The following is a 13,690-nucleotide window of genomic DNA, read 5'->3' on the forward strand; positions in this document are numbered from 1 at the left end:
TCTCCTGTAATGGTTCATTGTCCCCGGACCGCGCCGCCGGGTTGGCGACGCATCCGGAAATGTCCGGCCGCTGAAGCAAGAAACCTGCCTCGGCTTCGGGTCTGCCGACCGACCCTGTATTCATCCGGCCTGCGCCGGTTCGAGCTTGCGCCAGACCGTGGCGCCGCCGCTGGCCTTGTCGATCTCGGCCAGCACGCGCTCGTGCTCGGCCAGTTCCGCCTCGCTCGCCTGCACCCGGCGCAATGCACCACGCGGGCGCGCGGCAGCGGCGGCACGCACCGCGGAGGCCTCAGGTTCGAGGTCGATGATCAGGCTTTCCTGGCCCCGCGTCATCGCCAGATAGACCTCGACCAGCAGTTCCGCGTCGAGCAGCGCGCCGTGGAATTCCCGGTGCGAGTTCTCGATGCCGAAGCGCTCGCACAGCGCGTCGAGGTTGGCGCGCTTGCCCGGGAACATGTCGCGCGCCATGCGTACGGTATCGATCGCCGGCCACACGCAGGTTTCGCGCAAGGGCGGCCGGCCCACGATACTCAGCTCGTTGTCGAGAAAGCCGACGTCGAAGGCGGCGTTGTGGATGACCAGTTCCGCGTCGCGCACGAAATCGACGAACTCGTCGACCACGTCGCGAAACTTAGGCTTATCGGCGAGGAATTCGGTGGTGATGCCGTGCACCGCCACCGCGCCCTCCGGCACGTCACGTTCCGGATTCACGTACATGTGCAGCCGGCGGCCGGTGCGCTTGCGCCCGACCAGCTCGACGCAGCCGATTTCGATCAGCCGGTCGCCGTTCTGCCACTCCAGGCCGGTGGTTTCGGTATCGAGGATGATCTGGCGAATCATGGGGAAAGGCGGCTCCTTGAGGCGGGCCGGATTGTACCGGCCAGAACTTGCAGTTCGCTGACAGCGATCAACGACGGGCCGGGATAGCCTCCCGCGCCAACCGGTCGGCGCGTTCGTTCTCCGGGTGACCGGCGTGACCTTTCACCCATTTCCATTCGACCTGATGCACGCCGGCCGCGGCGTCGAGCGCCTTCCACAGATCGACGTTCTTGACCGGATCGCCGGCGGCTGTTTTCCAGCCCTTGCGCTTCCAGCCATGTATCCACTCGCTGATGCCCTTCTGCACGTACTGTGAGTCGGTATAGACCACCGCGCGCACCGGTTTCTTCAGTGCGTTCAATGCTTCGATCACCGCCATCAGTTCCATCCGGTTGTTGGTGGTCGTGACTTCGCCGCCCGACAGCTCGCGTTCGTGTTCGCCGCTCTTCAGCAGCGCGCCCCAGCCTCCGGGGCCCGGATTGCCGCTGCAGGCGCCGTCCGTGTAGATGATGACTTCGTCCAACCGTATCTCCAGTCATAGATGTGGGCGCCGCGCCTACTGGCCCGGCGCCCGGTGTTTCTGCGCGCGCGGACTCACCGTCGCCAGCGCCCGCGCGGCCGCCCGACGGTCGCGCCAGGTCGGCATGATGAGTCGCATGCCGCGCACGCGCTTGATGCCTTGCAGCACGTAGGTGCCGCCGAGAAAGGGCCACCAGCGATCGCCGGCGGTTTCCATGAAATGCCAGCGCGCCAGCCACTTCTCGCTGAGTACCGGCGGGCAGTAACAGCCGAAGCAGCCGGCCTGGGTGTCCAGGCTGAGCAGCTTGAACCAGTCACGCAGGCGCGGCACCGAAAGCCAGTCGCCGTTCCAAGGGAAAGGGTCGCGCTCGCGCAGGCGCCGACGTGCGCCCCACAGGCTGAACGGATTGAAGCCGGTCACCAGTACCTGCCCTTCCGGCACCAGCACGCGTTCGACCTCGCGCAACACCGCGTGCGGATCGCTGGCGAACTCGAGCACATGCGGCAGCACGACCAGATCGACGCTGGTCGCCGCGAACGGCAACTGCACCGGATCGCAGATCAGCGCCCGCGGCGGGCCCGGCTTCGCGTCCTCGCAATAGAGCTTGAAAGGCATCCGGTTGGCACGCAGGTAGTCGTGTTCCAGCAGCCCGATCTGCACCGCGTTGTAACCGAACACGTCGGCCACGATCTGGTCAACCCGCGCCTGCTCCCAGCGCTGGACATACTGTCCCTGCGGCGTGTCCAACCATTCGTGCAGACCGGGAATCGACATGGGCAAGAGGCGTGGGGCAGGCAGATCGCGGCCGGTGCATTGTCAACGCAGAGCCCAGCCGCCAGAATCGGGCGGATGAAGATATATCCGATCCCCGCATTTGGCGACAACTATCTTTGGCTCGCCGCCGCAGGTGACCGGGCGCTGGTGGTCGACCCGGGCGATGCCGCCCCGGTGTTGGCCGCACTCGACGAACATTCGCTGCGCCTGGACACCATCCTGATCACCCATCACCACGCCGACCACATCGGCGGCCTGGGCGAACTGAAGCGGCGCACCGGTGCCCGCGTGTTCGGACCGGCTGACGAGCGCATCGAGCATATCGACGAGGTGGTGCGCGAAGGTTCGCGCGTCGCCCTGCCCTCGCTTGCAGCCACCTTCGCCGTGCTGGAAGTGCCCGGTCACACGCGCAGCCACATCGCCTACGTCGGCGGCGACCTGCTGTTCTGCGGCGACACGCTGTTCGCCGCCGGCTGTGGGCGGCTGTTCGAGGGCAGCGCGGAACAGATGTGGCACTCGCTGTCGCGGCTCGCCTCGCTGCCGCTGCACACCCGTGTGTATTGCGCGCACGAATACACGCAGGCCAATCTGCGCTTCGCGCAGGCGGTCGAACCGGACAATCAGGCGCTGCTGGCCCGCATCCGCCGCGTAGCGAAGCTGCGCGAGGCCGGCCTGCCGAGCGTGCCCAGCGCGCTGGCCGACGAACTGGCGACCAACCCCTTCGTGCGCGCACGCGAGCCGGCGGTCATCCGCGCGGCGGAGGCGCACGCCGGCCGCCGACTGGGCAGCCCGGTCGAGGTGTTCGCCGTATTGCGTGAGTGGAAGAACGTCTTCTGAAAAGCCGGCCTGCGCCGGCATCAGCCGGCGACGGTCTCGACCTGTCTGAAACCGACGCGATCGCGCCCGCCCGACTTCGCCGCATAGAGCGCGAGGTCGGCTTCGGCGATCAGACTCTGCGGGCTGCCCGCGCCGACGCCCGGCATCATGCTGGCGACCCCGACACTGATGGTGACGTGGCCCGACGTCGTCGCATGCGGCAACTTGAGCGCGCGGATCGCATCGCACAGCCCTTCGGCCACGTTGCGCGCGCCGGCGAGGTCGGTTTCCGGCAGCACCAGCGCGAATTCTTCGCCGCCGTAGCGCGCCACCAGATCGCTGGGGCGGCGCGAAACCGCCTGCAGCGCACTGGCCACAGACTTCAGGCATTCGTCGCCACCCAGATGGCCGTAGGTGTCGTTGTACTGCTTGAAATGGTCGACATCGACCAGCGCCAGCGCCAGCGGTCGCTTGTAGCGCGCCGCACGCCGCCACTCGCGCATGATGGTCTCGTCGAAATGGCGCCGGTTGGCGAGACCGGTCAGACCGTCCAGTGAGGTGAGCCGCGTCAGTTCCTGGTTGGCGGCGTCGAGCTTGCGCGTCAGCACCACCAGCGAGTAACGCATCTGCAGGATGCGCTGCATCGCACGCACCTTGGCGGCGAGCACCACTTCACTGATCGGTTTGAAAAGATAGTCGTCGCCGCCGGCGGTGATGCCCTGTACCAGATCGGTATCGGCCGTGCGCGCGGTCAGGAAGATGATGGGTGTCCATTCGCCCGACTGCTCGATGGCACGGATGCGGCGGGCCACCTCATAGCCGTCCATGCCCGGCAACACCACGTCGAGCAGCACGATGTCCGGATTGTGCTGGCGGAACGCTGCAACGCCGCTCTCGCCGTCGGTGGCGGCGATGGGCAGTATGCCCATCCGTTCGAGATGCTGGCTGACGACTGCAAGCCCTGTCTGGGAATCTTCGATGACCAGCGCTTTCATGGACACACCCTTTTTTTATTCGCCATCATAACCTTACAAAGCCGCAGGACAACACCGACGAACCCCGTCCGCGACGTGCGGTCAATCCGCACTCCTTCAACCCCACCCCGACAGCAAGGTTTGACGGTGCCCGCTCCGGCTGGCTAGCATTCGGGGTTTGGCTCTTTCGCCGCAATGCCGCATTTCATCGTTTCCCTGCTGCGCCGCTCGCTGCTCGTGCTGGCGGCCGCAACGCTCGCCGGCTGTGCGGCCACGGGCGTCGTGCCCGAGGAACCGGCCGAGCCCCCGGGCGCCTCGGTCGGCACCCGCTCGGTCGAACGCCCGGCAGTACGTCGTACCCCGGACGCCTCCAGCCGCACGACGCCGGGCATCAAGCCGGGCAAGGCGGAGCCGATTCCCTTTCCGCAACCGACCGAAGTGATCGCCAACGAGGACGAAGCGATCAGGCCGATCGACCTCACCGTGCCGCCGGACGACCTGTGGGAACGCATCCGCAAGGGTTTCGGCATGGCCGATCTGGACCACCCGCTGGTAGCGGAGCACCAGGCCTGGTACCTCAACCGCCCCGACTACTTCCGGCGGATGACCGAGCGCGGCCGCCGCTACATGTTCCACATCGTCGAGGAAATCGAGAAGCGCGGCCTGCCGACCGAACTGGCGCTGCTGCCCATGGTGGAAAGTGCCTACAACCCGGAAGCGCTGTCGTCTGCACGGGCCTCCGGACTGTGGCAGTTCATCCCGTCGACCGGCAAGCTCTACGGCCTGGAACAGAACGCGCAGCGCGACGACAGGCGCGACATCGTCGCCTCGACCGCGGCGGCGCTCGAGTACCTGCAGCGCATCTATGAAATGCACGGCGACTGGCACCTGGCGCTCGCCTCGTACAACTGGGGCGAAGGCGCGGTCGGTCGAGCGGTCATGCGCAACCAGGCGGCCGGCCTGCCGACCGACTACGCCTCGCTGAACATGCCCAACGAAACGCGGCACTACGTGCCGAAGCTGCAGGCGCTCAAGAACATCATTGCCCAGCCGGAACTGTTCGGCATCGAGCTCGATACGGTCGAGAACAAGCCCTACTTCACGCTGGTGGCCGAAGCGCCGACCATGGATCTGGCCACTGCGGCGCGACTTGCCGACGTACCGGTGGCCGAGATCAAGGCGCTCAACCCGCAGCACAAGCGACCGGTCATCCGCGCCGGCGAGGGTGGCGCGCAGCTGGTGCTTCCGTCGCACGCGGTCGACACCTTCATGTCCAACCTCAGCAACCGCGACGCCGATGCCGCACCCGCAGCCGGTGCGCCGTGGCGCACCTATACGCTGGGTCCGAAGGAAACGCTGACCACCGTCATCCGCCGCTTCGGCGTGACCGAATGGCGCCTGCGCCGCTTCAACGGCCTGTCGCCGACGGCGAAGATCGGTCCGGGCACCACGCTGCTGGTGCCCGACGAGAACAGCAGCCTGTCGCTTGACGGTGCCGGCAACGCCGAAGAAGCGCCGCGCCTCGGTGTGGACAAACCGAAGTACAAGCGCGTCAAGCGGAACGGGCGCTGGGTGAACGTGCCGGTCGCAGCGCCGTCCGGCAACAAGGCGGTGAAACCGGCGGCACCGAAGAAGAAGGCCGCGCCCGTCGCCAAGAAAAAGGCCGTCGTCCCGGTCAAGAAAACCGCAACGAAAAAGCCTGCAGCGAAAAAATAGCGGTGTGGACCGAATGCCGGGCGGGCCGGCGCGCGGTCAGCGCGCGAAGCCGGCCGACAGCATCCGCGTCAGTTCGGCCGCCGGCACGGGCTGACAGCCCGCGGCGTTCTGACCGCACCACAGCGGAGAGAAATCGCCGCTTCCGGCCGCTTCGGCGCGCGCACGCAGCGGTGCGATCGCCGCTGCGGCGAGCGGAAACGCTGGCGCATCGGCACTGATCGGCCCCAGTTCGCGCATCGCCCGATTGACGATTCCGCGCGCCGGTCGCCCTGAAAACACATTGGTCAGCGCGGTGTGACGGGCCGCCTCGCTGCCCAGCGCCGCACGATGCACGGCTGAGGTCGTCGCCTCGGGGCAGCACAGATAGGCGGTGCCGACCTGCACTGCGCTCGCCCCGAGCGCCATCGCGGCCGCCACGCCCCGGGCGTCGGCAATCCCGCCGGCGGCGATGACCGGGCGCGACACCGCGCGCACCACCTGCGGCAGCAGCGCGAACGTGCCGAGCTGTTCGCTCAGATCATCGGTCAGGAAATGCCCGCGATGCCCGCCCGCCTCCAGCCCCTGCGCGATGATCGCGTCGGCGCCGTACGCTTCGAGCCAGCGCGCTTCGGCCACCGTGGTGGCGGATCCCAGCACGCAGGCGCCCCACGCCTTGACCCGCGCGAGCAGATCGGCCGCCGGCAGCCCGAAATGGAAGCTGACGACCGCCGGACGGAAGGCTTCGAGCACGTCGGCCATGCCGGTACTGAAAGGCATGCGCCCCGGCCCGGCCGGCACCTGCGCCGGATCGACACCGAACTCGGCGTAGTACGGCGCGAGCGCAGCGCGCCAGCGTGCCTCGCGCGCCGCGTCCGGCGACGGCGGCACGTGACAGAAGAAATTGACGTTGATCGGCCGGTCGGTGAGCGCCTGCAGCGCGCTCAGCTGGTCGCGCAAACCGTCCGCACCCAGCATCGCAGCGGGCAGCGAACCGAGACCGCCGGCGTTCGAAACGGCAGCGGCAAGCCGGTGATCCTGCACACCGGCCATCGGCGCCTGGATGAGCGGTAGGCGCAGGCCGGCGATGGCTGGAAACGTCATCGTTCCTCCTCGCGTCGACGGCGCTCAGTCCGGATACCAGCAGGCCACGGCTTGGCGGCCGTCCTCGCCCGCCAGCGGCGGCAGGTCGGTCGAACACCGCGCCTGCGCGCGCGGACAGCGCGGGTGGAAGGCACAGCCGGACGGCGGACTGGCCGGCGACGGCAGATCGCCCGCCAGCTTCTGCGGCTGCTGCGCGCCGTCGATGCGCGGCACCGCCGACAGCAGCGCCTGCGTGTAGGGATGACGCGGCGCGCGCAGCACGCGATCGACCGGACCACTCTCGACTATCCGGCCCAGATACATCACCGCCACGTCGTGCGCCAGGTGCTCAACCACCGCGATGTTGTGCGTGATGAAGAGGTAGGCCAGCCCCAGTTCGCGCTGCAGCCGGCGGAGCAGATTCAGTATCTGCGCCTGCACCGACACGTCGAGTGCCGACGTCGGTTCGTCGCAGACGATGAGCCGCGGCTGCACCGCGAGCGCGCGCGCGATGGCGATACGCTGGCGCTGGCCGCCGGAAAATTCATGCGGATAGCGATCGGCCATGTCCGGCCGCAGGCCGACCTGCTCGAGCAGTGCGCGCACCGCCTCGTCACCGCCAGCGCGCTTCAGTGCGGACATGCCCTCAGCGATGATTTCGCCGACCCGCATGCGCGGGTTCAGCGAGCCGTACGGGTCCTGGAACACCATCTGCATCTGCGCGCGCAGTTCGCGCAATGCCGCACCTGACGCGGCGCCGACATCCTGAGCGCCCAGTGTCACGCTGCCGGCGGTCGGTTCGATCAGTCGCAGCACGGCCTTGCCGGCGGTGGTCTTACCGCAGCCGGACTCGCCGACCAGCGCCAGCGTGCGGCCGGCGCGGATATCCAGCGACACGCCATCGACCGCCCGCACATGACCCACCGTACGCTGCAGGACGCCGCGGCGGATCGGGAAATGCACCTTCAGCTCGCGCACGCTCAGCAGCGGCTGCGCATCGCCCGACGGTGCAGCTTCAGCGACACCGGCAAACGGGGCGACGTGTTGCGCGTGCCGGCCCGCCTCTGCCGGGTCGTACAGGTGACAGCGCACCTGCTGGCCCTCGCCCGCCGACTGCCAGGCCGGCGCCTCGTCGCGGCAGCGCGCCCAGGCCTGCGGACAGCGCTCGGCAAAGCGACAGCCACGGAAATCGGTGGTCAGCGGCGGCACCGAGCCGCGGATGGTGGCCAACTCCCCGCGCTGCGCGGTGTCGGGCAAGGCGGCGAACAGCAGCTGCGAATACGGGTGCGCCGGCTGCGCGAAGAAGGCCGCGCGCGGCGCGCGTTCGATCAGCTGGCCGGCATACATGACACCTACCTGCTGCGCCATGCGCGCGACCACGCCAAGGTCGTGCGTGATCAGCAGCAGCGCCATCCCCTGTTCGCGCTGCAGCTTCGCCAGAAGGTCGAGCACCTGCGCCTGTATCGTCACGTCGAGCGCGGTGGTCGGCTCGTCGGCGATCAGCAGCTTCGGCTCGCCGGCCAGCGCCATCGCGATCATGACGCGCTGCTTCATGCCGCCGGAAAACTGGAAGGGATATTCGTCGAGCCGTCGCGCCGCGTCCGGAATACCGACCGCAGCCAGCAGCTCGAGTGCCCGCGCGCGCGCTGCCGCGCCGCGCAGGCCGCGGTGCAGCGCCAGTACCTCGCCGATCTGCTGCATCACGGTGAGCACCGGATTCAGGCTGGTGCCCGGCTCCTGGAAGATCATCGCCATGTCGCGGCCGCGCGCCTCGCGCATGTTGGCCTCGGTCAGCACGGTCAGTTCGCGGCCGGACAGGCGCACGCTGCCGCCGGCGATGTAGCCCACGTCGGGCAGCAGGCGCATCAGCGCATTCGCCGTCATCGACTTGCCGCAGCCGGACTCACCCAGCAGCGCCATCGTTTCGCCGGCGCGCACGTCGAAGTCGAGCGCGTCGACGGCGCGCGCGATGCCGGCCGGCGTATCCAGTTCAGCGGTCAGGCCGCGCACTTCGAGCAGGGGCACGTTCATACGGCAGCCCTCCGCAGCGTGCGGCGCGCCCGCCACTGGAAGCGCGGATCGAAGGCGTCGCGCACCGCGTCGGCGAACAGGTTGGCGGCGAGCACCAGTGCCAGCATCAGCACGAAGGCGGCGGCCAGCGACCACCACACGACCGGCTCGCGCGACAGCTCCAGCCGCGCGGCGTTGATCATCGTGCCGAAGCTGTTCATCGAGCTGTCGACGCCGATGCCGATGTAGGACAGCACGGCCTCCGACAGCACCAGGCCGGAGAAATCCATCACCAGCGCGATCAGCACGATGTGCATCAGATTGGGCAGCACGTGGCGCGCCATGATGCGCGCGTCGCTGACACCGAAGGCACGCGCCGCCTGCACGTAATCGAGCTCGCGCAGCTTCAGCGTCTCGGCGCGCAGCAGCCGGCACAGGCCGGTCCAGGAGGTCAGACCGAGGATGAAGCACAGCGCCAGCAGCCGCGCATCGGCACGTTCGGCGGCCGTCTCGAACCACTCCGGATGGGTGTCGATGATCACCTGCATCATCAGCACCATGGCGGCGATCAGAAGCACGCCCGGGATGGAGTTCAGCACCGTGTAGAGGTACTGGATCGCGTCGTCCCACCAGCCGCCGCGGAAGCCGGCGATCAGGCCGAGCGCGATCGCCAGCGGCAGCGTCACCAGCGTGGTCAGCGTGCCGATCAGCAGCGCGGTGCGCACCGACTTCAGCGACAAATAGAGCACGTCCTGCCCGACCTTGTCGGTGCCGAACACGTGGTAGCCGTCGGCCCAGGCGGCGATGACGCCGCCGAGCACACAGAGCACGGCGGCGGTGACGAAGACGGCGCGCCAGGCGATCTGCCGCTCGGCCGACAGCCTTGGTCGCCACACCGCGCGACAGGTGTCGGCGTAACTGCGCCGCTGCGCGAGCGCGAGCAGGCCGACGACGACGCCGGTAAAGGCCGCCCACAGCAGCGCCCCCTTGAGCGCGCCCGAAAGCGCGCGGCTGCGCAGATCGGCGTCGTGCTGCGACAGCTCGTCCAGGTGCGCGCCGCCGAACACCAGTCGCGGATAATCGCGCGTCTGCACGCCGTCGCGCTCCATCGTTTCCTTGGCGAAGCCGTGCGTGGCCAGCGGCGCCGAATAGGTCTTTTCCTTGTTCAGCCTGAGGTCGGCGAACAGTGCATCGAGGGCCGACAGCACCTCCGGTGCGTACTGGATTTCGCTGCTGCCCTCCTTCGCCGGCAGGCGCGGCTGGTAGTGCAGCGAATCGAGCAGGCCGACCGCGACGAATACCGCCAGCACGGTGACCGACGCCATCGCGGCCGACGACTCGCCGACCCGGCGCCAGGCACGGCGCAGGTAGTCCTGACTGCGGCAGTAGAGGGCCAGCACCACGGCACCGGCGACCAGCGCCCACAGCAGGAGGTCGGACCATAGCAACACGGGTTTGAAGATCATGCGCCCTCCAACGACAGCCGCGCCATCGCGTCGCCCGCAGGGCCGCCCCAAGGGGTGTAGCGGGGATTTCGGCGAGCACTGCTCGCCGCCCGCGCAACCGGTCGGCTGTGCAAAGCCGACCGCGGCCAAGCGCAGCCCCCTGAGGGGGGTGAGGCCGGGAATTCGCGGCGCATTGCGCCGTGCCGGCCGAACGGACCGGCTGTCTGAAGCCGGTCCTCTTGAGCGAACGAAGTGAGCGTGGGGGCCGTCATTTGAGCCTCACGCGCGGATCGACCAGCGTGTACGAAATGTCGGTCAGCAGCAGGCCGACGATGTAGAGCACCGAGCCGATGAACACCATCGAGCGCACGACCGCGAAGTCCTGGGAATTGATCGCGTCTATCGTGTAGCTGCCCAGCCCCGGGATGCCGAAGAAGCTCTCCAGCAGCAGCGAACCCATGAACAGCAGCGGGATCACGACGACCACACCGGTCAGGATGGGGATCATCGCGTTCTTCAGCACGTGGCGGAACAGCACACGCAGTTCCGACAGCCCCTTGGCGCGGGCGGTGCGGACGTAGTCCTTGTTGATCTCTTCGAGAAAGAGCGTGCGGTACCAGCGCGCCGACGAACCGATGCCGCCGACCACGCTGATCAGCACCGGCAGTATCAGGAACCTGCCGGCGTCCAGCCCCGGCGCGTAGCCGGAAATCGGCACCAGGTTCCATACCTTGCTGACCAGGTACTGGCCGCCGATGATGTAGAACAGGCCGGAAATCGACATCGCCGCGACGCACAGCACGACGCCGCCGACGTCGAGCGCGGTGTTGCGGAAGAACACCAGCAGCAGCGCGAAGCTCACCGTGACGAACAGGCCGAGCAGGAAGGTCGGTATCGCGATGGCCAGACTGGGCCCCATGCGGTTGCCGATCTCCAGCGCGATGTCGCGGCCGTCGTCGGCGCGGCCGAAGTCGAACACGAACATGCGCATCGATTTGTCGAACAGTATCGTGTCGGTCGCCTTCGCCAGTCCTGCCGCATCGGCGTTCCACACCAGCGGCCGGTCGTAGCCGCGCTCGGCCTTCCACTTCTCGATCGCCTCCGGCGTCACCCGCTTGGCGCCGAGCTGCATGCGCGCCATGTCGTCCGGCGAATTGACGACGAAGAACAGCACGAAGGTGATCAGGTTCACGCCGATCAGTATCGGAATGGCATAGAGCAGGCGGCGGATGATGTAGGCGATCATGCGCCGCTCCCCACCGCGCGCGCCTGTTCCGAGCGCTTCCAGTGGCGCCAGGCCGGCCACACCAGCGCGAACAGCAGCGCGGCGAAAGCGAACAGCGGCCAGCGCACCGGACGGTTCCATTCAGCGCGCTTCGCCTCGCGCAGTGCCGGATCGATGCGGGTGTATTTCATCGTGTTGTTGGCCACGGTCGATGGTTTGCGGTTGAACACCCAGCTGTGTTCGAGGCCGTAGCTCTTCGGGTGGTAGCCCCACACCCAGGGCGCGTCGTGGCGCAGCACTTCGAGCATGCGGTCGAGGATGGCCTGGCGCTCGGGGCCGTTGTCCATCGCCTTCATCCGCTCGAACAGGCGGTCGAATTCGGCGCTCTCGTAATTGGCCGCGTTCTCGCCCTGCACCTTCACCTTCGATTGCGGGCCGTAGAGCAGGAAGAGGAAGTTCTCCGGGTCGGGGTAGTCGGCGTTCCAGCCCCAGAAGAAGAGCTGGGCCGCGCCCTTGCGTATCTTGTCCTGGAAGCGGTTGTAGTCGGTGCTGCGCACCACCAGCTGCACGCCCAGCTTGTCGAACTGCTTGGTGAGCCAGTCGATGCGCGCCTTGCTGCCGAGGCCGGTGCCGGTGGTGTCGAGGTTGATCACCAGCGGCTCGCCGGTCTTCGCATCGCGCCCGCCCGGCCAGCCCGCTTCGGCCAGCAGGGTCTTCGCCGCCTCGATCGGCTTGCGCCGCGGCTCGCCGTCCACCCAGTCGTACATGAAGGCGTTCATGCCTTCGCGGCCGTCGCGGTAGCCGAAGATGCCGGGCGGCAGCGGCGACTGCGCCGGCAGGCCGCGGCCGTTCTGGAAGATGGAAATGAACTCCTCCTGGTCGAGCGCGATGCCGATGGCCTGACGCAGCTTGCGTCCGCGCTCGCCCATGCCGCCGACCACCGGGTCCAGCATGTTGAAGCCCATGTACATGGTCGAGGTCGACACCGAGGTCTGCAGCCGGATGCCCTGCGCCTTCATGTCGTCGCTCAGGTTCACCTCGCCGGTCTGGCCGAACTGCACCGCCTGGTCGAAGGAGTCGGAACTGATGCCGGAGGCGTCGTAATAGCCCTGCAGGAACTTGTTCCAGTACGGGATCTGTTCCTTCTCGCGGGTGAACACGACCTGATCGACCAGCGGCAGGCGCTTGCCGCAGTCGGCGAGCAGGCCGGCCTCGCGATCGCCCACCTCGCCTTCACAGGGATAGGTTTCTTCGCGGAAATTCGGGTTGCGCGTCAGCACCATGCGCGCGTTCGGATCGTTCTGGCTCAGCATGTAAGGACCGGTGCCGATCGGATACCAGTCCAGCGTCAGGTTGCGCTCGGCCATCCCCGGCTGCGCATGGAAGCGGTCGGCTTCCCACGGCACCGGCGCGAAGAAAGGCATGGCCAGCCAGTATAGGAATTGCGGGTACTTGCCCTTGAGCCGTATGCGGTAGGTGTGGCGGTCGACCAGCTCGACGCCGGCCAGGTCGTGCTTGCGCAGATCCAGCCAAGTCCCCGGCGGCAGCGATTTCGCCGCCGCCTTCAGCGTGTCGCCATATTCCTTCAGGCCGACGATGTAGTCGCTCATCAGCCCGAACACCGGCGAATGCAGCCCCGGGTGCGCCAGACGCTTGATCTGATAGATGTAGTCGGCGGCTTCCAGCTCGCGCGTGCCGGTCCGCTCGAAGTCGTACAGCGTACGCCGCTCTCCGGGACCGCCTTCGTGATAGAGGTAGTGGCCAGCGTCGTCGCGCGCCAGCGCCGGGTGGGGCTGGTAGCGGATGCCCGGCTTGATGCGGATCTCATACACCGACTCGGCGATATCGGCGGCCGGTGCATCGGCCGGCAGTTCGTGGCCCGATGCGTCGTAGAAGCGCGGCACCGGCATCGCCTCAGCGGTCGCGGTGACCAGTTCGAACGGGCGCTTCAGGTAGTGGTACTGCAGCGGCGCTTCGTAGATCTGCGCCGTGAAGGTGATTTCGTTCTCGCTGTACGACTGCACCGGATCGAGATGCTTCGGCCGGTCGGTGAAGGCGGTGTAGAGAATGTTTTGCCCGCTCTCGGCCGCCGGGTAGGGGTCGTTCCACACCTCGCCGCAGGCGGCCAGCAGCAGCGTCGACGACAAGGCCAGCAGGCGGCGCAGGGAGCGGATCGACAGGCGCGGTCGGGTCATGGGCGCGATTGTAGGCGGCGGCGTCCGCTCTGTGAGCAGGCTGGCGGAAAAAGGTTTCGCACGAACCCGCGGCCGCGATACGGGTCTAGAGTGCGTTCTGCTCGAATCCTGTTCAGAAACACGCATCCACCTTCCCG

The 13,690-nt window shown here is 67.8% G+C and carries 11 protein-coding genes; 2 read left to right on the plus strand and 9 right to left on the minus strand.

The features are described 5' to 3' along the window. Positions 1 to 120 precede the first annotated feature (120 nt). The 3 genes from dnaQ to AC51BJ_RS04830 all read right to left on the minus strand — a co-directional run bounded on the left by dnaQ (position 121) and on the right by AC51BJ_RS04830 (position 2,113). Positions 121 to 840, minus strand: a complete 720-nt coding sequence (gene dnaQ, locus AC51BJ_RS04820) for a DNA polymerase III subunit epsilon (protein WP_496279495.1) — start codon at positions 838 to 840, stop codon at positions 121 to 123. 67 nt (positions 841 to 907) lie between these two features. Beyond that, positions 908 to 1,342 carry a ribonuclease HI gene (gene rnhA, locus AC51BJ_RS04825; RefSeq protein ID WP_496279496.1) on the minus strand — a complete coding sequence of 145 codons (435 nt, stop codon included), beginning with the start codon at positions 1,340 to 1,342 and terminating at the stop codon, positions 908 to 910. A gap of 33 nt (positions 1,343 to 1,375) precedes the next feature. Beyond that, the gene (locus tag AC51BJ_RS04830; protein ID WP_430434555.1) at positions 1,376 to 2,113 is read right to left on the minus strand and encodes a class I SAM-dependent methyltransferase; all 738 of its coding nucleotides are present in this window, start codon (positions 2,111 to 2,113) and stop codon (positions 1,376 to 1,378) included. 75 nt (positions 2,114 to 2,188) lie between these two features. Between AC51BJ_RS04830 and gloB the strand changes: the two genes are divergently transcribed. Next, positions 2,189 to 2,950: a hydroxyacylglutathione hydrolase gene (gene gloB, locus AC51BJ_RS04835; RefSeq protein WP_496279497.1), complete on the plus strand. Its 762-nt coding sequence runs from the start codon at positions 2,189 to 2,191 to the stop codon at positions 2,948 to 2,950. A gap of 20 nt (positions 2,951 to 2,970) precedes the next feature. Here the strand turns inward: gloB and AC51BJ_RS04840 are convergent, their stop codons facing one another. Continuing rightward, the gene (locus AC51BJ_RS04840) at positions 2,971 to 3,924 is read right to left on the minus strand and encodes a GGDEF domain-containing response regulator (RefSeq protein ID WP_024300345.1); all 954 of its coding nucleotides are present in this window, start codon (positions 3,922 to 3,924) and stop codon (positions 2,971 to 2,973) included. A gap of 174 nt (positions 3,925 to 4,098) precedes the next feature. Here AC51BJ_RS04840 and AC51BJ_RS04845 point away from each other — a divergent pair, with 174 nt between their 5' ends. Next, positions 4,099 to 5,619, plus strand: coding sequence for a transglycosylase SLT domain-containing protein (locus tag AC51BJ_RS04845; protein WP_496279498.1), 1,521 nt, complete (start codon positions 4,099 to 4,101; stop codon positions 5,617 to 5,619). 36 nt (positions 5,620 to 5,655) lie between these two features. Here the strand turns inward: AC51BJ_RS04845 and AC51BJ_RS04850 are convergent, their stop codons facing one another. From AC51BJ_RS04850 to AC51BJ_RS04870, 5 genes are all read right to left on the minus strand, one after another. Beyond that, positions 5,656 to 6,699, minus strand: a complete 1,044-nt coding sequence (locus AC51BJ_RS04850) for an NAD(P)H-dependent flavin oxidoreductase (RefSeq protein WP_496279499.1) — start codon at positions 6,697 to 6,699, stop codon at positions 5,656 to 5,658. Positions 6,700 to 6,723: 24 nt separating this feature from the next. Then, positions 6,724 to 8,745 (minus strand): ABC transporter ATP-binding protein, encoded by a 2,022-nt coding sequence (locus tag AC51BJ_RS04855; protein ID WP_496279500.1) that lies wholly within the window; start codon positions 8,743 to 8,745, stop codon positions 6,724 to 6,726. Then, positions 8,706 to 10,154 (minus strand): ABC transporter permease, encoded by a 1,449-nt coding sequence (locus tag AC51BJ_RS04860; protein ID WP_496279501.1) that lies wholly within the window; start codon positions 10,152 to 10,154, stop codon positions 8,706 to 8,708. Before AC51BJ_RS04860 ends, AC51BJ_RS04855 begins: the two co-directional genes overlap by 40 nt. 247 nt (positions 10,155 to 10,401) lie before the next feature. Next, positions 10,402 to 11,379: an ABC transporter permease gene (locus AC51BJ_RS04865; RefSeq protein WP_430434561.1), complete on the minus strand. Its 978-nt coding sequence runs from the start codon at positions 11,377 to 11,379 to the stop codon at positions 10,402 to 10,404. Then, the gene (locus tag AC51BJ_RS04870; RefSeq protein WP_496279502.1) at positions 11,376 to 13,553 is read right to left on the minus strand and encodes an ABC transporter substrate-binding protein; all 2,178 of its coding nucleotides are present in this window, start codon (positions 13,551 to 13,553) and stop codon (positions 11,376 to 11,378) included. Before AC51BJ_RS04870 ends, AC51BJ_RS04865 begins: the two co-directional genes overlap by 4 nt. Between the last annotated feature and the right edge of the window lie 137 nt (positions 13,554 to 13,690).

It is taken from the genome of Methyloversatilis sp. S146-33 (genome assembly GCF_059552495.1).